Genomic DNA, 21,349 nt, shown 5'->3' on the forward strand with positions numbered 1-21,349 from the left:
CTTTAAAGTGTTATACCCACTTTTAAATGTTTCACGCCTTTAATTGGTATATAGATCGCCAATTACGGGGAAAGGATAGATACGGGCATTGTTAAAATGGTAGGATGAAATCCTGGTCCTTCAATTAGTTGGCGTGCTTTATTTTTCATTCGGAAGGAATATCATTCAGCAAGGAAACCGGTACGCGAGTATAGTGCTAAAAGAAAAGGCGACTGAGCTGTGGCCTTTTAGTCAATCTACGAGTTTTCTTTAATAAAAAGGGTAAAATATTTTTAATGAAACATGTCGCAGATGGGAAAATGGGGGTACAAATGAGAGGGTTAGTGAAATTAGTTCTAATTATAATATTGGCGATTGTGGTTTTAGGCGCCGGTTCACTCTTGTATTTCAGGCAGGGTGCAGATATAAGCCATCTTGAAAATAATCTTCAGCAACCGACAGGAATCTATGATCTGGATGGGAATCTTGCCAGTACGATCACGGCAAATAAATCCGAAGGTGTTGCGATAGATGAAATACCGGAACATATGAAACAAGCGGTGGTTTCCATTGAGGATCACCGTTTTTATAAACATCACGGTATAGATTATCAAGGGATCTTGCGAGCCTTGGTTAAAAATGCGAAGGCTGGAAGTGTTGTTGAAGGCGGGAGCACGCTCACCCAGCAGCTTGTGAAAATCACGATGCTGGAATCGGATCGAACATTGAAGAGGAAGATAGGAGAGTTTTTTCTAGCCCAGGAAGTTGAAAATCAATATACGAAAGATGAAATTCTGGAAATGTATTTGAATCAAGTTTATTTTGGCCATGGGGCATGGGGAATCAAAAAAGCTGCAAATATTTATTTTTCCAAAGAGGTCTCTGAATTGACCGTTGCCGAGGGAGCTTTGCTGGCGGGTGTCATTAATCTACCATCCAAACTTGATCCATATAAGAATTTGGACGGAGCATTGAAGCGGCGTGATTTGGTTCTTTCCAGAATGGCGGAACATGGTTATTTGACGAAAGATGAAGAAGCAGCCGCAAAAAAAGATTCGGTGACACTTCTTATGGGGGAGAAGGAAACCGATCCATTAAGAGGTAAGTATCCTTATTATGTTGATCATGTTTTATCGGAAGCATCGAGTAAATATGGAATTAAGCTTGAGGAACTGCTTTCAAAGGGCTATAAAATTTACACTACACTGGATCAATCCATGCAGCAGGCTACAGAATCCGTGTATGCGAATGAAGCCAATTTTCCAGTTGGAACGAGTACAGAGGAAATGGTTCAAAGTGGGTCAGTCCTCCTTGATCCTGAAACGGGCGGCATAAAGGCACTAGTCGGTGGGAGAGGTGAGCATCAATTCATGGGATATAACCGGGCAACCCAGCTGTCAAGATCTCCGGGTTCATCCATTAAACCACTTGTCGTTTACACTCCAGCGGTTGAGGAGGGATACGATATCACTGACCCTTTAAAGGATGAAAAAATGAGCTTCGGTGAATATGAGCCAACAAACCTGAGCGGTGAATACAAAGGAGAAGTACCCATGTATGAAGCGGTGATGAATTCCTTGAATGTACCAACGGTTTGGCTATTGAATGAGATTGGCATAGATAAGGGGCTGGATTCACTTGAGCGGTTTGGGATTCCGTATGACAAGGATGATCGAAATCTGTCGCTAGCTCTAGGAGGGATGAGGAAAGGTGTGTCCCCGCTGCAGATGGCAGGAGCCTTTTCAGCATTTGCCAACGATGGGGAAAGGGAGGAAACTCATGCCATTGTAAGAATAGAAAATAACGATGGAAAAGAGGTAGGGGCCTGGAAAGAGAAAAGCACCAAAGTAACCTCTAAAAGCGTCGTCGATAAAATGAATGCGATGCTGCTTGGTACAGTGGAATATGGCACAGCTAAAAACGCGGCTGTTTCCGGTTATGAAATAGCAGGCAAAACAGGTTCCACACAAGTGCCCATCGAAGGGATTTCAGGGGTTAAAGATCAATGGTTCATCGGTTATTCACCTTCACTGGTCGGTGCTGTATGGGCTGGATATGATAAGACGGATGAAAAAAATTACCTAACGACACACAGCAGTCAGGGAAGTGCACTCATCTTTCAAAAAATAATGTCGAAAGCTCTACAGAATCAAGCGGCTCAATCCTTTAAAGCTCAAGATATCGGACCGCTAATAGCTGAACAACAGGCACTTATAGCTGAGCAACAGGCAAAGGAAGAAGAGGAGCAACAAACAAAGGAAGAAGAGGAGCAAAGGAAGCAATATTGGATTGATAAAGGAAAGGAAATTCGGGATGGTTTGAATAAATGGAGGGATTGGGAGGTGCCGTGGTAATTTTTCTGAAAAGGGAGTATGGAACACACGCTCTTTCCAATAAAAATCTACACAAAAAAAGACTGTCAATTATTTGACAGTCTTTCATCATTCTTAAAAAATAAGATTTGCTATTATGCCGATTACGACGATTGCGCCTATCACCATTAAAATGGTTCTCATTCTATTCACCCTCTTCTTATCCTGAAATTGTTGGAATCATTTAAATGTTAACGGTTTGGTTCGATTGGAAACCAAATGCACTTTCATCATTTTCTTTACAAATAGCCTGTACTTTTTCGAGCATGGCATGTACATTTTCGCCTTCGAGTATGACTTTCATGGTTGCACATTCTTGAAGAATGAGCACAAAGGATACAAAAGTTGAAAGTTTCTTGGCATCGACCAATTTATGGTTGCAGATAAAATATATATTCCCTTTAAATTCTTTCGTAACTTGATATAGGTTCATGATTTGTCGCATGGATAATCTTTTATTTGTTTTAATGTCAGAAGAAATCACTTTATTCATGTCGTTTACTCCTTTATGTTTTTATACTTTTGGAAAAGCATAATCAAGATGTCAATTCAGCTACAATTTTTAAAATCGAACAAGTATGTTTGGTCTTTTTTATGTAATTGTTAGCGGGTCATGTTGTATATTTACCCGTATAAATGATTTTGAAACCTATTTGAAAATTTCAATTTTTGAAGGGAGAAGGACAATGCTCACACTAATTAAAAATGGGGAGATTTATGGCCCGGAATATATGGGACCAAAAGATATCCTCTTGGTTGGAAGGCAAATTGGCTTCATTGAGGACAAGATTGATGTACCTGCCAATTTCGTTGAATTGGAAGTGATTGATGCGAGTGGTCAAGTCGTGGTTCCGGGTTTTATAGATGCTCACGTACATATTATCGGCGGAGGCGGTGAAGGAGGATTCAAGACGAGGACACCTGAAATACAATTAACGGATGCCACGTTAGCGGGTATAACGACATTGGTAGGGGTCATCGGAACAGATGGTACGACAAGGACGATGCCAGCTCTGCTTGCTAAAGCCAGGGCGCTTGAAGAAGAAGGAATTAGCTGCTTTGTTCAGACAGGTTCATATCAAGTTCCAGTCAAGACGTTAACCGGCAAGATTGAAGATGATTTGATTCTAGTGGATAAAATTATCGGTGTGGGCGAAATCGCCATTGCCGATCATCGTTCTTCGCAGCCGACTGCAGCTGAACTTGCTAAACTAGCTTCTCAGGCGCGTAATGGAGGTCTGTTGTCCGGGAAAAGCGGTATCGTCAACATTCATGTCGGCGATAGTCGAGATCATTTGCAGGTAATTGAAGAAGTTGTCGAGACAACGGAAATACCGATCACTCAGTTTTACCCTACACATATAAATCGAAATCCGCATTTATTCAAAGCGGGGATGGAATATGCAAAAAAAGGGGGGTATATTGATTTTACGACAAGTACGATCAAGAAGTTCCTTGAAGAAGGGGAGGTCAAAGCAAGTACAGCAATAAAAAGTGCACTGGAAGCAGGTGTTGAAATCGGGCAGATCACTTTAACTTCAGATGGACAAGCAAGCCTGCCAGACTTCGATGGCAGCGGTAACCTGCGCGGATTGAACATTGGTACATGCATGTCCTTATATGATTCTGTTGTCGATGCGGTCCTTGAGGATGGAGTGGCAATTGCCGATGCCGTACGAGTTGTGACGGAAAATCCGGCAAATATTTTAAAACTCTCTAAAAAGGGACAGCTTGCGGTAGGTAAAGACGCCGATCTGATAATAATGAAGAAACAAACTTTAGAAATAAATAGTGTCATCGCGATGGGACAGATCATGGTCAAAGATGGTGAAGCGGTCGTGAAAGGAACATTTGAAAAATAGATCTTTCTAATATCCGTAAGCAGGAAAAGGAAATGAAACTAAATTGGTGCGGTAATCCGCAAAAACATAATGGATTTCGCTTATGGTAGCTGCTGTTTTCCTGTGGTTGCAAGACATCCAACAATCATGAAATGAAAAAAGACCCATAAATATATAATGGGTCTTTTTGGACTGGATACTGATTTGTTGCATTTTGGATCCTCTGCAAGCGAATGGGTGACCTGAATCAATCGAAGCAAGTCCAACAATTTGTCTAACCTGGTGATTTTATATAAATTTTTTCCATTAATGGTGCTTAATTTCAAAATGAAGGTGAGGTATGAGAAAACACATTCTAAATAAAGGTAATATCCGAAAAATTCATTCTATTTAACATATTATTAAAATCTTGGATGTATTATCCTTTTATATAAGCAAATGTAGGTTATGAAACATTATATATTCACAGACATAAAAGACCAATGAAAACATTTTGGGCTGTTATTTCATGACTGTTCAAAACCTTGGTAAGTTTGCGAAACAAATCTATCTTAAGGGGAGAAGTGAAATGGAAAAGACGGGAAACCCAATAATGAAAGCGCATTCAAGTGGAGTTGAGCCGGAAATGTTTCGAGTATTGACTCCTGATGGGGAAATCATTGAAACGATAGATGGAAAAATCGATAAATCACTGATGTTAAAGATGTATGAAAGGATGCTCCTGCTCAGAACATTTGACCGAAAATCAATTAATCTCCAGCGCCAAGGCAGGATTGGAACTTATGCACCTTTCGAAGGACAGGAAGCATCCCAGGTAGGAAGCGCTTTAGCATTGTCGGCAGGGGATTGGATGTTTCCCACATACCGTGATCATGGAGCGGCAATCATTCATGGTCAGGAATTATACCGTGTTTTCCTATACTGGATGGCGCATTTTGATGGTTCGATTTGTCCAGAAGGCAAAAGGATATTGCCCCCAAGTGTTCCCATTGCCACTCAAATGGTTCATGCGGTTGGAACGGCTTGGGCAAGTAAGATTAAAGGCGAACAGAATGTTAGCATTGCTTATTTTGGTGATGGAGCCACTTCTGAAGGGGACTTTCATGAGGCACTGAATTTTGCTGGCGTTTATAAAACCCCAACAATCTTTTTCTGCCAAAATAATGGCTACGCTATCAGTGTGCCTTTTGAAAAGCAATCGGCATCTAAAACCATATCCCAAAGGGCTGCCGCTTATGACATCCATGGGGTGCGAGTGGATGGAAATGATATTTTCGCAGTATGGCTGACTGTAAAGGAGGCTGTCGAAAGAGCGCATAAAGGGGAAGGACCTACTTTAATCGAAGCTGTTACCTTTCGCTATGGCGCCCATACTACTGCAGACAATCCGAACATATATCGCGATCAGGAGGAAATTTCAACCTACTGGAGGGAGAACCGGGATCCGATAACACGTCTTAGTAAGTATTTGAATAAAGAGGGTTACTGGAATGAAGAGCAGGAAGAATTGGCGTTAAAACAATTCAACGAACTGATTGATGCTCACCTTCAAAAAGCCGAAGGGTATCCGAAATCCGACCCGCTCGAAATGTTTAACCATGTATATGCCGAGGAGTCGTGGCATCTAAAGGAACAGAAGCAGGAATTGAACCAAATCTTAAGGAAAGGCGGGAAGAAATAATGGGCAAAAATTTAACGATGCTCCAGGCTATTACGGAAGCGCTGGACCAAATGCTGGGTCATGATGATCGCGTGATGATCTTGGGTGAGGATATTGGAGTGAATGGCGGAGTTTTCCGATCGACGGAAGGGCTTTATGAGAAGTATGGAAAAGATCGAGTTGTGGATACGCCATTAGCTGAATCCGGAATCATCGGCTCTGCCATTGGTTTAGCCCTTAACGGAATGCTGCCTATAGTGGAGATCCAGTTTCTCGCCTTTATTTACCCGGGTTTCGAGCAACTCGTTTCCCATGCTGCCCGTATGAGGTATCGTACTCGTGGGCAATTTGGGGTGCCCCTCGTAATCCGTACACCATATGGTGCCGGAATCAGGGGGCCTGAACTTCATTCCGAAAGTGTCGAAACCTTCTTTGCCCATACTCCGGGTTTAAAGGTGGTTGCACCCAGTAATCCATATGACGCAAAAGGGCTGCTCATTTCAGCGCTCGAAGATCCTGATCCAGTGATTTTTTTGGAACCGACCAAATTGTATCGGGCTTTTAAGGAAGAAGTTCCCGACGAAATGTACCGAATACCAATAGGTCAAGCAAAAGTGGTCCAGGAGGGAAGTGACCTGACCATTTTTGCATGGGGGTCCATGTTGAGGGAGGCATTGAATGCCGCGAAAAAGATTGAAGATGAAAAAGGCTGGAAGTGTGAAGTGGTCGATCTTCGAACACTATACCCTTTAGATAGGGATACGATCGTGCAATCCATTAAAAAGACTGGTCGTGCATTAATCGTCCATGAAGCCCACAAGACTGCCGGATTAGGTGCGGAGATTATCTCCATCATTAATGATGAAGCCCTTATTTACCTGAAAGCTCCGATTAAGCGTGTAACAGGATTTGATGTACCGGTTCCGCCGTTTACAATAGAAGATCATTATTTACCGACTGTTGACCGTGTAAAACAAGGAATAGTCGAAACGATATCATTTTAATTGATGATTAAGGAGGAAGACGCATGTTGGAATTCAAACTTCCTGATGTAGGGGAAGGGATGCATGAAGGTGAAATTATCCAATGGCTCATCAAAGAAGGGGATGCGGTAACACAGGACCAACCCATTGTTGAAGTGCAAACGGATAAAGTCAATGCGGAGTTGACTGCTCCCGCAGCGGGAGTGGTCAAGAAGATATTTTTTTCCGAAGGGGATATAGTGGAAGTGGGAACCACCATATTCACCATTCAAGTAGAAAACGGTATGCCTGCTCCGGAAACAGACATGGGTGAAGAAGAAATCCAGGCCGCGCAATCAGGTGATGTAAAAGTAAATGCAGGACATATAACAAGCAAGCCGCATCTTGAGGCAGTGCGTGTGTTGGCTACCCCATTCGTGCGTCAAATGGCGAGGGAAATGAAGATTGATATCGAGCAGGTTAAGGGCTCCGGTCCTGCAGGGCGAATTACCGAAAGTGACTTGAAGCAGTTTAAAGAAAATCATTCGATTACACGGGAAAATGTCTATAATAACGATAACAAGATTCTTCAAGATAAGGCCACAATGAAGAATGCCGACAGGGCAAAGAGATTGGAAAATGAGTGGGAAGAGCGGATTCTGCTTAAGGGCATTCGTAAAAAAATCGCTGAACATATGGTAAAGTCGGTTTCGACCATTCCTCATGTAACCCATGTAGATGAATTGGAAATGGACCGATTGAAGGAATTTAAAAATCAATTAAAGGCGTATTCCGATGTTAAGGATATTAAATTGACTTTTTTACCATTTTTCGTTAAAGCGATTGTCATTGCCTTAAAGGAGTTTAAAACTTTAAACGCTTCAATTGATGAAAAGACCAATGAAATCATCCTGAAAAATTATTATCATATTGGGATTGCAACAAATACAAAAGAGGGTCTCATTGTTCCTGTCATAAAACATGCAGATCAAAAAACCATTTTCCAACTGGCTGATGAAATCAGGAAATTGGCAACCCAAGCCAGGGAAGGGAAGTTGAGCATAGATCAAATCACAGGCAGCACATTTACCATAAGCAATGTTGGACCGATCGGAGGGTTGCATGCCACCCCGATCATTAACTATCCGGAAGCGGCAATATTGGCGTTGCATAAAATGGAACACCGCATGGTCGTTCGCGATTTGGAAGGTGTTATCCGTTTAATGATGAATATGTCTTTATCTTTCGATCATCGTTTAATTGATGGTGTAACAGCGGTACATTTTACAAACAGGATCAAGGAACTGCTGGAAAATCCAATTCGTTTAGTTGTGGAGATGAGATAAATGGTAGTAGGGGAAGTTGCTGTAGAGACGGATATTATCATCATGGGGGGAGGTCCGGGGGGATATGCTGCGGCTATCCGTCTCGGACAGTTAGGGAAATCGGTCGTGCTGGTTGAAAGGGATAGGCTGGGCGGGGTTTGCCTAAATCGGGGCTGTATTCCTTCGAAGGCTTTAATTCACGCAGCTAATCAGTACCAAAGGCTTAACGATTTAGGGAAAATGGGTATCAGACTTTCTCAAGAAAGAACCACAATGGACTTGGGAATTTGGCAGGATTGGAAAGAGGGCATCACTTCCCAGTTGAACCAAGGTATTGCCCATTTGTGTAAAGAAAATGGAGTGACGGTGGTTAAAGGTCAAGCAACCTTTTTATCTGATGACCGCATCGGAGTCGAAACCGATGGCGATTTTGAAACCTACAAGTTTGAACAGGCAATTATTGCGACGGGGTCCAGACCTTACATTCCATCATTCATTAAGGTCGATGGAGAATATATTTTGGATTCAACAGCATCTTTGCTGCTGCAGGAAGTCCCATCCAGCTTGTCGATCATCGGCGGAGGCTATATCGGAATCGAATTGGGTATGGCCTTTGCCAAGTTAGGTACTAAAGTGACCATCATTGAGATGGCTAGCCGCATTCTCCCCCAGGTTGCCGAAAACCTGGTCAAGGAAGTTACCCGTAATGCCAAGAAGCTGGGGATGAACATTAAAACATCCTCGAAGGTAGAAAAGGCGAGTGTAGTGGATGGTCATGTACACCTTCAGATTTCCTCGAAAAAACAGGGGTCGGAAGTGGTCGTGAGCGAAAAGACCCTGGTTACGATTGGCAGGATTCCTAACACTGAAGAGATTGGCCTGAATCGGGCTGGCGTTACGGTTGGCGAAAAAGGCTATATAGCTGTAGATATGGAATGCCGTACAAATGTGCCGCATATCTTTGCCATCGGAGACATTACACCTGGTCCAGCTCTTGCCCATCGAGCGTCCAAACAGGGAATCGTGGCAGCTGAAGTAATAGGGGGGTTGCCAAGTGCGATTGACTCTCCTTATGTCCCCTATGTGATTTTCTCGGAACCACAAATAGCAGGGGTTGGTTTAAGCCGTGAAGAAGCTGAACAACAGGGATACAGCGTCAAGACCGGGAAATTCCCATTCAGTGCCAACGGAAGGGCACTTGCAATGGATGAAACAGAGGGATTTGCTGAAGTGATCGTGGATGCAGAAAGCCACATATTGCTTGGGATGCATATGGTTTGTGCAGATGCTTCCAACCTTATAGGTGAAGGGGTCCTCGCCCTTGAGCTGGCGGCTCGGGTCGAAGATATAGCCCTCAGCGTGCACCCTCATCCAACCTTGGCTGAGGGATGGATGGAAGCGGCGGAGGCAGTTTTGGGACATGCGATTCACATTGTAAATAAATAGGATAACCGGTAATTGGTGGGGATTACCGATGTAGTCCCCGATTAGATTGGTTTATTTTAATGGAGTTAGAAACCTAGTCATTGGTCCGCCCTAAGTCAAAGCAGTAATAGACTGTAATGATGATTCCTCTTGTAAAACTAATGGTATATTGATATCATTTTTACTTTGGTGAGGTATGAGAAAATTTTTCAAAAAGGCTTTGCACCCTTTCACTCCTGAACCATAACGGTTGATGAGATAATTTATCTATTCGCCATTCAACGATTGAAATGAGTTGGATTTATTATACGAGAAATTATGGAATAAAGGAGGCAAATGTAATGGAATCAAATGGCGGATCACTGCAAAAGAGATTATTGCCGCGGCATATCAGCATGATGGCAATGGGAGGGGCAATAGGTACTGGAATTTTTAAAGGAAGTTCCGAAACCATATCATTAGCAGGACCAGGAGTCATTTTCACTTATATGTTTGCAGGATTATTACTTCTTGTAGTCATGGGAGCTATAGCGGAAATGGCAATCGTCTATCCAAATACGAATATGAAAGGTTTCATTCAGAAAGCATTTGGAAAGCGAAGTTCCTTCATCATAGGTTGGATGTATTGTTTCATGTGGCTGTCCGTTTGTGTCATTGAGGTAGTGGTGGCAGGCAGCTTCTTGCAGTATTGGCTCCCGGCAATCCCACTATGGATATTAAGTTTAGGGTGTGCTGCTTTGATCATCGGGGTCAACATGATGAATGTTAAACATTATGGCGAATTCGAATTTTGGTTTGCTGGCATTAAAATTACAATGATCATCGTATTCATTATCTTGGGAGCCTGTATTTTATTTGGGGTCATCCCAAGCGGCGGATCAAATTATCTACAAAACTTCACAGGGCACGGAGGGTTTTTCCCAAATGGGTGGATGTCAATCTTTTCAGCATTACTGATCGTCATGTTCTCATATGGCGGCTCTGAGTTAATCGGGGTGACGGTAACGGAAGCGAAGGATGCAGAACGCATTTTACCGAAGGTCATTAAAAGCTATATTTGGAGAGTCGTATTATTTTTCACCTTACCGATCCTTATAATCTGCGGTCTGATTCCTTGGAACGAAATTAGCGACCAGGCAAGTCCATTCGTACAAGTATTATCAATGTCCGGTTTTCAGGGATCTGCACACATCATGAACTTCATTTTAATTACGGCCGTATTATCTGCTGCTAACTCTGGAATATATGGGTGTACTCGGATGCTGCATTCTTTAGCTGCAGAAGGGGAAGCTCCAAAGTCGTTCTCTTATGTATCGAAAAATGGAGTTCCATTGTATAGTTTAATACTAAGTGCCGTTGTATTGGTCGTCGGCTCCATGATTACCTACGTTGCCCAGGACAAGGCATTTACTCTATTAATGGCGTTTCCGGGTTTTGTGGTATCACTTGTATGGATCAGCATCTGTTTAGCGCAGCTAAAACTTCGCAATTCATACCCTAAAGCTCCGAGTTTTAAATTATGGGGCTTTCCATATGTAACATTATTTGCTGTAATCACCTTAAGCTTAATTTGTGTCATGTTCGTGTTTAGTGAACAGAACCGAATCAGTATCATTGCTTGCCTTATTGTGCTGGCTGCATTAATCTCGATTTCGATCTTCAAATTTAAAAATGGGGATGAACAGGAAACGACCATAATCGAAAAGGAATCTTGTTAAATAAATTCACGTCAAAGATACGACATGGGCAAAGGCGTCTATGTCGTATCTTTCATGTTTTAATAATTACAATCCAGCTGCAACTTCATTGATAGTTCAAGTAGTGGATATTTTATTGATTACATGTTGTAAGGAGGTTATGAATCTTTCATTTTCAAGTGGGGTGCCGATGGTCACGCGGATAGTATTTTCATAGCCTAACAAATGACCGGAACGGATGATGACACCTTGAATTAATAGCTTCTCAAAAACGTCCCTGCCAGGATGGTTCAGTTTGACCATCAAGAAGTTGGCATGTGAAGGGAAGAAAGCTAATCCCATCTCGCGTAGTTCGTTTTCTAAATATCTTCTTCCTTCTGCATTTTTACGGGCGCATTGCTCTACAAATGTATGGTCGTCGAGGGAAGCGAAGGCCGCAGCCTGTGCTAAACGATTCGTATTGAAGGGTTCTTTCACTTTAACTAGCTCTTGTATGATGGAAGCATCCATTAAACCATATCCAATCCTTAATGCAGCCAATCCATAAATCTTTGAAAAAGTGCGTAAGATGACCAGATTTAAATGATTATTTAGCAGTGGCAAAGTTTCTAAATATTCTGCATCGTCGACATACTCATAATAGGCTTCATCAACGATCAGTAAAATATGTTTCGGCACCTTCTCGATAAAAGATCTTAACTTTTCTTTTTGAACGATCGTTCCTGTCGGATTATTGGGATTACAGACAAATATCATTCTTGTCTTTTCAGTTATGGCATCGTACATACCCTGCAGGTCATGTGCACCATTAATAAGAGGTATCTTTATAGATGTGCCGCCATCTATCACTACATTCGTTTCATAGCGAGGGAAAGTAACATCAGCCATGATGACTTCATCATTTTGTTGAATGTAGGTTCTTGTTAACAAACGTATTACCTCATCAGATCCATTGCCTAAGATGATATGGTCTTGATCGATATTCAATTTCCTTGCCAACTTCTCAGTTAATGACGGTGCCATACCTTCAGGATAAAAGGAGGTTTGCTCCATTTCGATAATCATGGCTTCTTTTGCCAGAGTTGAGCAACCGAATGGATTCTCATTGGATGCCAATTTAACGATCGTTTCAAGTCCTAGTTCGCGTTGCACTTCTTCTATTGGCTTACCGGAAACATATGGGCTGATGTCTTCGATGTTTTTTCGAACCGGGATTTTCGTATAGGTCAATGCAGGTTCCTCCCTTTGGTAAATTCTGAATTTTCTTTATCTATTTGATTATTTTAATGATAGAATATTAACTGTTAAAATTACATACAAAAAAGAATGTATTTTTCGCTTTCCATACAACATTTTAAAGAAATATAAGCTTATATTCCTTCATTATGAAAGGCGGTTGCTTCATGGATGAAATAGATGTCAGGTTACTGGAACTTTTACAAATGAATGGACGCATTACGATTAGTGAACTATCGAAGAAATTGGCTCTCAGTCGACCAAGCATTTCTGAACGTATGTATCGCCTGCAAGAAAAGGGGATCATTGAGGGTTTCAGCGCAAGGGTTTCACCATTGGCAATAGGCAGAGGTGTACTTGTGTTCATTCAAGTCAGTGAACTTAAGGTTGCTGTTTCCGATTTTGAGCAATTAGTGAAAAATGATTTAGACATTATCGAATGCCATCGTGTAACAGGAACAGTTGGATATTTTTTGAAAGCGGCTTTAGCTGATATGGACAGCATGAGATTACTAATAGATCGATTAATACCTTATGGACATCTGAATACTTCCATAGTTTTGACATCTCCGGTACCTTCCCGCTCCATTCTTCCAAGGGTCAATGAAATGGAGGATCATGGTGCGAAATCATAGCTGGAATTTCAACTGATGCCGGTAAATGGGTTCGGACGGTTGAAAGGTTCATAGTTTTTTAAAAAAGGAACGAGGCGAGATGCCTGTTCCTTTTTTGGCGTTATTTTAAATCCATCAAAGCACCGAAATATTGCTGGGCCGTTGTAAAACAAATGAATGCCAATAGTTCAGAAATCTCTTCATCACTGAATGCCTCCTTCAATACTTGGAAAAACTTTTCCTCCGTTTTTTCACGTTGAATGAGGAATACTTCCGCAAAGGCGATTGCATAGCTTTCTTTCGTTTCTTCCGGCTTTAATGGAATCCCTTTGGCCTGACAGTATGAACAGCCATTACCGTATGCCAACACCCTTCTGACGTTTTCCTTTAACTTCTTCGAAAGTAACCCATCTGCAGATACGCAATCTGAGAGGTCCGACCATTTATGCGAAATAACTTCTGAATGAAATAACCTTTGAAACGGACTGGATCCAAGCGATGATTTTTTTATTCTTGTCATGAACATCTCCCCTTTGAGATAATCCTAATATAAAAAAACAGGAATATTAATTCCGTTTGTAAAGTATTTCGGTTGAATAATGAATAAATATAAAGAAAAGAAGGGGAATGATTTTAAAATGAAAATAGATGAAAAAGACCAAAGCATCCTTGCTGAATTAAGGTTGAATAGCCGGATTTCCATGATGGAGTTGGCAAAGAAAGTAAACCTCTCCGCCCCTACCGTTACAGAACGGGTACGGCAAATGGAGTCATTCGGGATCATTAAAGGGTATGTTGCCGAGATTGATCATAAAAAGATCGGTTTTCCTATTGAGTGCATCGTGGAAGCAACGATAAAAAATGGGGAATATGAGAAATTCAAAAAGTATATCTCCAAGCTACCGAATGTTGACTTTTGTTATCGAATTGCCGGGCAGGCTTGCTTTATGCTGAAAATCCACAGTGAGAGCCTTGAAGAAGTGGAGGAATTCATCAATCGGACAATCCCTTTTGCGGCAACCGTTACCCATGTGATCCTTTCACAGGTGGAGCTGGAATAGGAATGAGTATCTTTATAATGGAAGAAAAAGAGATCTGTATATACCGATCATTTTGAACCGTTCTTGAATTAATGGATAAAATCACGTGTCCATAAAGGTATACATATGTTTGCAGCACCTGGATATTTCCAGGTTTTTTTTGCAATCAAAGCTTTCGGTGATTCAAGAAAGAATAAGCTAATGGAATAAAGGGTACATGTAATAATGGATTATAATCTGAAAAGGTGGGGTGAGGTATCTTGGAGGGAACTGACGACTTTAAACCTGAACTAGCCAGGGAAGCAGTTAATGTGATTGAAGATGTAGCTGGAAAACATCCTGGTTATCGGCGTGCACATGCAAGAGGATATGTTTATGAGGGGGTTTTTACCCCAAATGGAAAAGCGTCCCCATTAACGGTGGCTTCACATCTTCAGGATGAAGCCGTGCCGGCGATCATTCGGTTTTCAAATAGCTCGCCGATTCCAAGCCATCCTGATGCCATTTCCCCTGTAAAGGGCATGGCAGTCAAGTTTCAATTGCCGAATGGAGAGGTATCAGATCTTATTACTGTGACCATTCCGTTATTTTTTGCGAAAACACCAGAAGCGTTTGTTGATATTGCTGGTTTTTTCAAATCTGCCAAAGAAGGTTTCCCCAATCTGAAAGAGCTTGCAAAAATCCTGTGGAAGTACCCTGAAAGCAAGGCAAGCCTGCAAATGCTTAAAGAAATGCGTTCTCCAGCCAGTTTCTCAACGTGTCAATATTACTCCATTCATGCATTCTATTTCATTAACGCGGAAGGAAGGCGGCAGGCCATCAAGTACGAGTGGGTACCTGATGCCGGCCTTAGTATGCTAGAAAAAAAGGATTTGGCCAAGCATTCGCCAGAGTATCTGAATGAAGAAATGGAAGAGAGGCTTAAAGAAGGTCCGGTTGGCTTTAAATTGAACATACAAATAGGAGGGGAAAATGACCCGACTGACGATCCAACCACAGCTTGGTCGGAAGATAAACAGGTAATCACGATTGGGCATTTAATGATCTCCAAAAAATCGGAAGTGTGTAAAGATACTTTATTGTTTGATCCAACCAATATTCCTGAAGGAATCGAGTGCTCGGAAGACCAAATCTTGCATTTTCGCCATAGTGCGTATGCCGTTTCATATGAACGACGGATAAATAACCAATGAATGAAATCACGAAAAGGGAACCCTGAATTAAAGGGGTTCCCTTCAGGCTGCAGGAAAACCTGCTTTCAGAAATCCACTCCCTTTCCCATTGTCAGACCAGCCTCATCAAAGAAAGCGTCTGTGGGGTTTCGGCTAGCCAGTTATTCGGCAGGAGTGTCGCAAATTTCTTCAATCCAGTGAGAATTGCAGTAAAAAAACTTAAAGGATAAGGACTTGTTTTAAATTCGGGTTACATTTTTCCGGATCTGAAAATGGTGTAGAGCATAAGTAAGAACATCAGGGTTGCAACGACAAATCCAATCTCGATAACCGGTATTTTCCATAGGATCAAGGTTTCCCCGCCTATTGCAGAGCCGATAATGAGACCGACCATGATTATACTGAATGCAAGCAGGATAATACTGAACGACAGCCGGTTCGAGATTTGATCAAGCTTATGTAAAAATACTTGAAGTTCGGGAATGTTGATATCGAGCCGCAATTTCCCTTTTTTAATGATACCTGTCACTTCCTTGATATCCTTGGGCAGTTCGGCAATGGCTTCAGCAGACTCGATGAATTGATTCCAGGCATTTTTCGCAATGTTTTTTGGATTGTAGCGTTCCTTAAAAAGCCTCTCCCCAAAAGGTTCAGCTGCCTTCATGATGCTGAAATTCGGATCCAACCCTTCGACAATGGCCTCCATGGTAAGCAGAGCCTTGCCGAGCATCGTGAATTCGGGAGGGATTTGGACTTGATGCCGATTGGCAACAGTGAACAGGTCATTGACTGCTCCGCCTAAACTGATTTGGCTCAATGGAATATCATAATATTTATTTCGCAGCTCATCAATATCCCCCCTTAATGGGGCCATATCGATTTCGTCCGTCAGGAGGCCCATATCTGAAAGTGTCTTGATCAATCCATTGGTGCTTCCGCGTTTCAGGTTGATGACTAGCGAGGCGAACTGATACTTCGTTTCCTCCTCCAGACGTCCCACCATTCCGAAATCCATGAGTGCGACGACATTTCCCGGCAAAATGATGATATTGCCAGGATGGGGATCGCCGTGGTAAAAGCCATCGATCAATATTTGCTGAAGCATGGAGTTCGCTAATCTTTCCGCGATTTGCCGGCGATCATAACCTTCATCATCAAGCTGTTTATAATGGTTGATCTTAATTCCCTGAATGAAATCCATCGTCAGGACCCTTTTTGTGGAAAACTCCCAATGGATCCTTGGTACCTTAAACCCTTGATCATCGATGAACTGCTTGGCAATTCTTTCCCCGTTTCGACCCTCGGAGTTATAATCGAGTTCTGCGCGGAGTGATTTAGCGAATTCATCAATCATTTTTCTGATTTGATAGCGTCTTGCCCAAGATATGCGAGCTTCCATAAGTCTTGCCAAATCATCGAGAATTTCCAAATCCGTTTCCACTGTCGGCAGAATATCGGGCCGCTGCACTTTGATTGCTACGACTTCCTGTGAAGGAAGGCGTGCCATATGGACCTGTCCAATTGAAGCGGTTGCCAGAGGGGTTTCATTAAATTCAAGAAAAATGTTTTCCAAAGAATCACCCAATTCGGCTTCGACAATTTTGCGAACCTTATCAAATGGAAAGGGGGTCACCTGGTCCTGTAGCTTTTCAAGTTCGCGGACGATTTCGTCGGGAACGAAATCACGCCTGGTGCTTGCAATCTGACCAAGTTTAATGAATGTTGGTCCCAAGCTTTGTAATATCTTATGCAGCCGCTCTCCGATTGAGCGGAGGTTCAGGTTTTCATCGGGTTGGAGTTTCGATCCCGCTTTGCTCTCGGATAATCCCAGGCGATAGATGAAGTAACCGAAACCATTTTTCAAGAAGGCATTAATGATTTCCTGGTAACGATGTGCGTGTTTCAGTCGCTTGCGAAACATTCAAGTACCTCCTGTCACGATTGTATATTTTGGTTCTGTTTCTCCAAAATTACGATACGTCGCTCCAATTCCTGAACTTCTTCTTTAGTTGCCAAGTTTAGGCCGTTGAGCGCTTGGTTGACTTTGGCCTTGACGGAATCATCCAGCTGCTTTTGGGCTTGTTCCCCTTTTTCGACCCATTGCTTAATAAGGACTTTGGAGTCTTCTTTGCTGATATCGCCTTTTTTCACAAGAGAGTCCACCGCTTTTTCAATTTGCTCTTTTGTAGCAGCGGCAGCACCTAATCCTAAAGAAAACACATTTTTTAATAAGTCCATTTTTACATTCCTCCAATATAAATTTTTACACTGTAAGAAAGATAATAGCGGATGACTTTCACCCTGGGTTCAATCTTGTTGTTACTATCCATCATACATCACTTTAGTGCAGCTACAAAAAAATAAGGGTCCTGATGATTATTGATGATAAGGAAAAGGAATTGTTGATCAGTCAAGGGAAATTGTTTGAAGTGAAGCGAATTGGATATTATGATAGGGAAAAATACGCTGTGAAAGTGGGGATGGAATAATGGGTTTCACTAATAAAACGGTGATTGTAACAGGCGCTTCGAATGGTATAGGGAAAGGCGTGGCAAAAGGATATGCAGAAAGCGGAGCTTCAGTCGTTCTCGCAGATTTGGACGAGCGGGAAGGTCTTCTGTATGTGGAAGAGCTCAAAAGTAATGGTCATGAAGCCATGTTCGTTAAAACGGATGTTCGTAAGGAAGCAGACATCCGACATTTGATGGATGTAACTCTAAAAACATATAAGACCATTGATATATTAATCAATAATGCGGGAAAGGCATCATTCAAATCGCTTTATGATCTGACGATTGAGGAATGGGACGATATGATGAATACGAATTTGCGAAGTGTTTTCCTTTGTTCCCGGGCGGCGGCAGAATCAATGCGAAAAAATGAAACGGGGGGTGCAATCATCAATTTAGCATCAACTAGAGCAATAATGTCTGAGCCGGATTCAGAATCCTATGCAGCGACAAAAGGTGGGATCAAAGCACTGACACATGCACTTGCTGCTTCTTTAGGCAAAGAGAAAATTACGGTCAATTCGATTTCTCCGGGGTGGATTGAAACGGGTGATTATGAATCGCTGAGGGATAAAGATCATCAACAGCATTTTTCCAATCGGGTTGGCAAACCGGAAGATATTGCAAGGGCCTGTCTTTATTTGACGGCAACGGAAAATGATTTCGTTACGGGTGCGGATCTTATCGTCGATGGAGGTATGACAAGAAAAATGATATACGAGGAGTAACCTCATTTTTTTCGATAAAGATATTGCAATTCAGTTCCGAGCTCACGGTTTAGCAGCTGTTCCATTTCTTCTAGCTCTTTTATGCCGATAGGGGCATCGGCAGCTGTCCAGTGAACGGTATAAACAAAATAGTAATCTCTTATTTTTCGGAAAATAACAGGAGAATTCGGGAATTGATCAAAAATTGCCCTGATATTATAGCGTCTCATGTAAGACCACTTAACAAGCTGCATCTAGCTATCCATCCTTTTCAAAAGAGATCAATGACTGCCATGATGGGGCAGCCATTGGTCCGGTTCTTATTTATCGTTGAATAAATTGAATAAGCCTTTAGCTACGCTGCCTTCTTCGGATGATCCTCCATTTTGCGGCGCTGCAGCAAATACACGGCTGGCAAGCCGGCTGAATGGCAAAGATTGCACCCAAACGGTTCCGGGTCCTTTTAATGTTGCAAAGAATAAACCTTCGCCTCCGAATAAAGCGGTTTTCACGCCTTTTACAGTTTCAATATTATAATCTACCCCGCTGGTCATTGCTACCAAACATCCTGTATCCACACGTAAGATCTCTCCTGCAGCCAATTCTTTTTTATGGATCGTGCCACCGGCATGAACGAAGGTCATTCCATCCCCTTCTAGTTTTTGCATGATGAAGCCTTCACCGCCAAAGAAGCCTGCCCCTATTTTTCTCTGAAACTCTATTCCGACCGAAACGCCTTTTGCTGCCGCCAGGAAAGCGTCTTTTTGACAAATGATTTTCCCGCCGAGCTCGCTTAAATCCATCGGAATGATTTTACCTGGATAAGGCGAGGCGAATGAAACGTGTTTTTTATCTCGTCCTTCATTCGTAAAAGCCGTCATGAAAAGACTCTCACCAGTAAGGAGCCGTTTCCCGGCACCGAATAGCTTACCCATCATTCCGCTGTCACCATTTGAAGACCCATCACCAAAGATGGTTTCCATCTTGATTTGATCTTCCATCATCATTAAACTTCCAGCTTCGGCAATCACGGTTTCCTGAGGATCCAATTCCACTTCAACAAACTGCATGTCATCTCCATATAACTTAAAATCTATTTCATGATTATTCAATTTCCATTCCTCCTATCGACCTTAATTTCATTTTAAAAGATAAACTCTTAACCTGCCAATATTTTTCAATTTTTCAGCCGTAATTTATATATTTTTTGTTTTCACGGATATATCCTAGAATAAAGAAAGAAAAAAACAGCATGACACTTAAGCTGAAATGAATCTTAAGTGTAGGAGGAGACAACCATGGAGACCTACATATTATCATTGGATCAGGGAACGACTAGTTCCCGGGCCATTTTATTTAATAAAAGCGGGGAAGTTTTGCATATTGCCCAAAAGGAGTTCACCCAATATTTCCCGAATCCAGGATGGGTGGAGCACAATGCCAATGAAATTTGGGGTTCCATTTTATCGGTAATCGCTTCCTGTCTATCGGAAATGAATGTAAAGCCGGAACAGATTGCTGGGATCGGCATCACGAATCAACGGGAGACGACCGTGGTATGGGATAAGGAAACAGGCCAGCCGGTACATCATGCCATCGTCTGGCAATCCCGACAGACAAGCGAAATTTGCGCGCAATTGAAGGATGAGGGTCTCGATGAATTATTTTTGCAGAAAACAGGTTTGTTGATTGATGCTTATTTTTCCGGTACTAAGGTGAAGTGGATTCTCGACCATGTTGATGGGGCGCGGGAAAAAGCTGAAAACGGGGACTTATTGTTTGGTACGATCGATACATGGCTGATATGGAAACTTTCGGGTGGTAAAGCACATGTGACCGATTATTCGAATGCGTCAAGGACGCTGATGTATAACATTCATGATTTGAAGTGGGACGAAGAGCTACTGGAAATTCTTCAAGTTCCGCAATCGATGCTGCCGGATGTGCGTTCTTCATCGGAGGTATATGGGAAAACAGCGCCACACCATTTCTTTGGACACGAGATTCCGATTGCCGGGGCAGCGGGAGATCAACAGGCCGCCTTGTTCGGACAGGAATGCTTTGAAAAAGGAATGGCTAAGAATACGTACGGCACCGGATGTTTTATGCTGATGAATACAGGAGAAAAGGCAGTGAAATCAGAGCATGGTCTGTTGACCACGATTGCATGGGGGCTGAACGGTAAAGTCGAATATGCATTGGAAGGCAGTATTTTTGTTGCAGGTTCGGCAATACAATGGTTAAGGGACGGATTGAAGCTCTTGCATGACCCGAAAGACAGTGAAAAGTATGCTTTGCGGGTCACTTCAGCCGATGGCGTCTATGTAGTCCCCGCATTTGTCGGATTAGGTACCCCTTATTGGGATAGTGATGTCAGGGGAGCTGTATTCGGTCTAACAAGGGGGACATCGAAGGAGCATTTTGTCAGGGCAACATTGGAAGCATTGGCCTACCAGACAAAAGATGTCCTTAGCGCGATGGAAGTCGATTCAGGGATTAACTTGAAGGCATTGAGGGTCGATGGCGGGGTTGTCAAAAACAACTTTTTGATGGAATTTCAAAGCGGCCTCTTGAATGTACCAGTCGAAAGACCGGTTATTAGTGAAACGACAGCGTTAGGTGCAGCATATTTAGCTGGGCTTGCAGTCGGATATTGGGAAAGTCAGGAAGAGATTTCAAAGCTATGGGCAGTCGATAAGAAATTCGAACCAGAGATGGAAGAACAGGAACGGAAGGGTTTATATAATGGCTGGAAAAAGGCAGTTCAGGCGGCAAGGGTTTTTAAATAAGTTAGTAAGGGTATTAATAG

19 protein-coding genes are annotated in these 21,349 nt (G+C 42.4%); 12 read left to right on the forward strand and 7 right to left on the reverse strand.

What is annotated here, in order from left to right:
* The first annotated feature begins 275 nt into the window (after positions 1-275).
* Positions 276-2,333 carry a transglycosylase domain-containing protein gene (locus tag QUF78_RS06235; RefSeq protein ID WP_289323995.1) on the forward strand — a complete coding sequence of 686 codons (2,058 nt, stop codon included), beginning with the start codon at positions 276-278 and terminating at the stop codon, positions 2,331-2,333.
* A gap of 202 nt (positions 2,334-2,535) precedes the next feature.
* On the opposite strand, the gene QUF78_RS06240 is transcribed toward QUF78_RS06235, so the two are convergent.
* A complete protein-coding gene (locus tag QUF78_RS06240; protein ID WP_061461953.1) occupies positions 2,536-2,844 on the reverse strand; it encodes a hypothetical protein in 309 nt (102 codons plus the stop codon).
* Between the two features lie 193 nt (positions 2,845-3,037).
* Here QUF78_RS06240 and iadA point away from each other — a divergent pair, with 193 nt between their 5' ends.
* From iadA to QUF78_RS06270, 6 genes are all read left to right on the forward strand, one after another.
* The gene (gene iadA / locus QUF78_RS06245; protein ID WP_289323996.1) at positions 3,038-4,213 is read left to right on the forward strand and encodes a beta-aspartyl-peptidase; all 1,176 of its coding nucleotides are present in this window, start codon (positions 3,038-3,040) and stop codon (positions 4,211-4,213) included.
* Between the two features lie 547 nt (positions 4,214-4,760).
* Positions 4,761-5,873, forward strand: coding sequence for a pyruvate dehydrogenase (acetyl-transferring) E1 component subunit alpha (gene pdhA / locus QUF78_RS06250; RefSeq protein ID WP_289323997.1), 1,113 nt, complete (start codon positions 4,761-4,763; stop codon positions 5,871-5,873).
* Positions 5,873-6,856 (forward strand): alpha-ketoacid dehydrogenase subunit beta, encoded by a 984-nt coding sequence (locus tag QUF78_RS06255; protein WP_289323998.1) that lies wholly within the window; start codon positions 5,873-5,875, stop codon positions 6,854-6,856. The genes pdhA and QUF78_RS06255 overlap by 1 nt, the downstream gene beginning before the upstream one ends.
* Positions 6,857-6,879: 23 nt before the next feature.
* The gene (locus QUF78_RS06260) at positions 6,880-8,160 is read left to right on the forward strand and encodes a dihydrolipoamide acetyltransferase family protein (RefSeq protein WP_289323999.1); all 1,281 of its coding nucleotides are present in this window, start codon (positions 6,880-6,882) and stop codon (positions 8,158-8,160) included.
* Positions 8,161-9,585 carry a dihydrolipoyl dehydrogenase gene (gene lpdA / locus QUF78_RS06265; protein ID WP_289324000.1) on the forward strand — a complete coding sequence of 475 codons (1,425 nt, stop codon included), beginning with the start codon at positions 8,161-8,163 and terminating at the stop codon, positions 9,583-9,585.
* 320 nt (positions 9,586-9,905) lie between these two features.
* Positions 9,906-11,282: an amino acid permease gene (locus QUF78_RS06270; RefSeq protein ID WP_289324001.1), complete on the forward strand. Its 1,377-nt coding sequence runs from the start codon at positions 9,906-9,908 to the stop codon at positions 11,280-11,282.
* 96 nt (positions 11,283-11,378) lie between these two features.
* Here the strand turns inward: QUF78_RS06270 and hisC are convergent, their stop codons facing one another.
* Complete coding sequence (gene hisC, locus QUF78_RS06275; RefSeq protein WP_289324002.1) at positions 11,379-12,491, reverse strand: histidinol-phosphate transaminase; 1,113 nt, start codon at positions 12,489-12,491, stop codon at positions 11,379-11,381.
* A gap of 173 nt (positions 12,492-12,664) precedes the next feature.
* Between hisC and QUF78_RS06280 the strand changes: the two genes are divergently transcribed.
* A complete protein-coding gene (locus QUF78_RS06280; protein ID WP_289324003.1) occupies positions 12,665-13,132 on the forward strand; it encodes an Lrp/AsnC family transcriptional regulator in 468 nt (155 codons plus the stop codon).
* Positions 13,133-13,232: 100 nt separating this feature from the next.
* On the opposite strand, the gene QUF78_RS06285 is transcribed toward QUF78_RS06280, so the two are convergent.
* Complete coding sequence (locus QUF78_RS06285) at positions 13,233-13,631, reverse strand: carboxymuconolactone decarboxylase family protein (RefSeq protein ID WP_289324004.1); 399 nt, start codon at positions 13,629-13,631, stop codon at positions 13,233-13,235.
* A gap of 118 nt (positions 13,632-13,749) precedes the next feature.
* On the opposite strand from QUF78_RS06285, the gene QUF78_RS06290 reads away from it, so the two are divergent.
* Entirely contained in the window at positions 13,750-14,172 is a 423-nt protein-coding gene (locus QUF78_RS06290; protein WP_289327250.1) for an Lrp/AsnC family transcriptional regulator, read from the forward strand.
* Between the two features lie 239 nt (positions 14,173-14,411).
* Complete coding sequence (locus tag QUF78_RS06295; RefSeq protein WP_289324005.1) at positions 14,412-15,344, forward strand: catalase family peroxidase; 933 nt, start codon at positions 14,412-14,414, stop codon at positions 15,342-15,344.
* Between the two features lie 229 nt (positions 15,345-15,573).
* Here the strand turns inward: QUF78_RS06295 and QUF78_RS06300 are convergent, their stop codons facing one another.
* Complete coding sequence (locus QUF78_RS06300; protein WP_289324006.1) at positions 15,574-17,244, reverse strand: ABC1 kinase family protein; 1,671 nt, start codon at positions 17,242-17,244, stop codon at positions 15,574-15,576.
* A 14-nt stretch (positions 17,245-17,258) separates the two neighbouring features.
* On the reverse strand, positions 17,259-17,561 hold the full coding sequence (locus QUF78_RS06305; RefSeq protein WP_289317606.1) for a phasin family protein: 303 nt from the start codon (positions 17,559-17,561) through the stop codon (positions 17,259-17,261).
* Between the two features lie 250 nt (positions 17,562-17,811).
* On the opposite strand from QUF78_RS06305, the gene QUF78_RS06310 reads away from it, so the two are divergent.
* Positions 17,812-18,561 carry an SDR family NAD(P)-dependent oxidoreductase gene (locus QUF78_RS06310; protein ID WP_289324007.1) on the forward strand — a complete coding sequence of 250 codons (750 nt, stop codon included), beginning with the start codon at positions 17,812-17,814 and terminating at the stop codon, positions 18,559-18,561.
* Positions 18,562-18,563: 2 nt separating this feature from the next.
* On the opposite strand, the gene QUF78_RS06315 is transcribed toward QUF78_RS06310, so the two are convergent.
* The gene (locus tag QUF78_RS06315; protein ID WP_054397303.1) at positions 18,564-18,794 is read right to left on the reverse strand and encodes a hypothetical protein; all 231 of its coding nucleotides are present in this window, start codon (positions 18,792-18,794) and stop codon (positions 18,564-18,566) included.
* Positions 18,795-18,860: 66 nt separating this feature from the next.
* Entirely contained in the window at positions 18,861-19,652 is a 792-nt protein-coding gene (locus QUF78_RS06320) for a TIGR00266 family protein (RefSeq protein WP_053534043.1), read from the reverse strand.
* Positions 19,653-19,838: 186 nt separating this feature from the next.
* Here QUF78_RS06320 and glpK point away from each other — a divergent pair, with 186 nt between their 5' ends.
* Entirely contained in the window at positions 19,839-21,329 is a 1,491-nt protein-coding gene (gene glpK, locus QUF78_RS06325) for a glycerol kinase GlpK (protein ID WP_289324008.1), read from the forward strand.
* Positions 21,330-21,349 lie beyond the last annotated feature (20 nt).

The organism is Peribacillus sp. ACCC06369, assembly GCF_030348945.1.
Taxonomy (GTDB): domain Bacteria; phylum Bacillota; class Bacilli; order Bacillales; family DSM-1321; genus Peribacillus.

Bases quoted from the DNA above. Each gene is read 5' to 3' on its own strand.
- QUF78_RS06235 (WP_289323995.1), top strand. From the start codon at position 276: ATGAAACATGTCGCAGATGGGAAAATGGGGGTACAAATGAGAGGGTTA.
- QUF78_RS06300 (WP_289324006.1), bottom strand. From the start codon at position 17,244: ATGTTTCGCAAGCGACTGAAACACGCACATCGTTACCAGGAAATCATT.
- iadA (WP_289323996.1), top strand. From the start codon at position 3,038: ATGCTCACACTAATTAAAAATGGGGAGATTTATGGCCCGGAATATATG.
- QUF78_RS06255 (WP_289323998.1), top strand. From the start codon at position 5,873: ATGGGCAAAAATTTAACGATGCTCCAGGCTATTACGGAAGCGCTGGAC.
- QUF78_RS06310 (WP_289324007.1), top strand. From the start codon at position 17,812: ATGGGTTTCACTAATAAAACGGTGATTGTAACAGGCGCTTCGAATGGT.
- QUF78_RS06240 (WP_061461953.1), bottom strand. From the start codon at position 2,844: ATGAATAAAGTGATTTCTTCTGACATTAAAACAAATAAAAGATTATCC.
- QUF78_RS06260 (WP_289323999.1), top strand. From the start codon at position 6,880: ATGTTGGAATTCAAACTTCCTGATGTAGGGGAAGGGATGCATGAAGGT.
- QUF78_RS06285 (WP_289324004.1), bottom strand. From the start codon at position 13,631: ATGACAAGAATAAAAAAATCATCGCTTGGATCCAGTCCGTTTCAAAGG.
- pdhA (WP_289323997.1), top strand. From the start codon at position 4,761: ATGGAAAAGACGGGAAACCCAATAATGAAAGCGCATTCAAGTGGAGTT.
- QUF78_RS06290 (WP_289327250.1), top strand. From the start codon at position 13,750: ATGAAAATAGATGAAAAAGACCAAAGCATCCTTGCTGAATTAAGGTTG.
- QUF78_RS06315 (WP_054397303.1), bottom strand. From the start codon at position 18,794: ATGCAGCTTGTTAAGTGGTCTTACATGAGACGCTATAATATCAGGGCA.
- lpdA (WP_289324000.1), top strand. From the start codon at position 8,161: ATGGTAGTAGGGGAAGTTGCTGTAGAGACGGATATTATCATCATGGGG.
- glpK (WP_289324008.1), top strand. From the start codon at position 19,839: ATGGAGACCTACATATTATCATTGGATCAGGGAACGACTAGTTCCCGG.
- QUF78_RS06305 (WP_289317606.1), bottom strand. From the start codon at position 17,561: ATGGACTTATTAAAAAATGTGTTTTCTTTAGGATTAGGTGCTGCCGCT.
- QUF78_RS06280 (WP_289324003.1), top strand. From the start codon at position 12,665: ATGGATGAAATAGATGTCAGGTTACTGGAACTTTTACAAATGAATGGA.
- QUF78_RS06270 (WP_289324001.1), top strand. From the start codon at position 9,906: ATGGAATCAAATGGCGGATCACTGCAAAAGAGATTATTGCCGCGGCAT.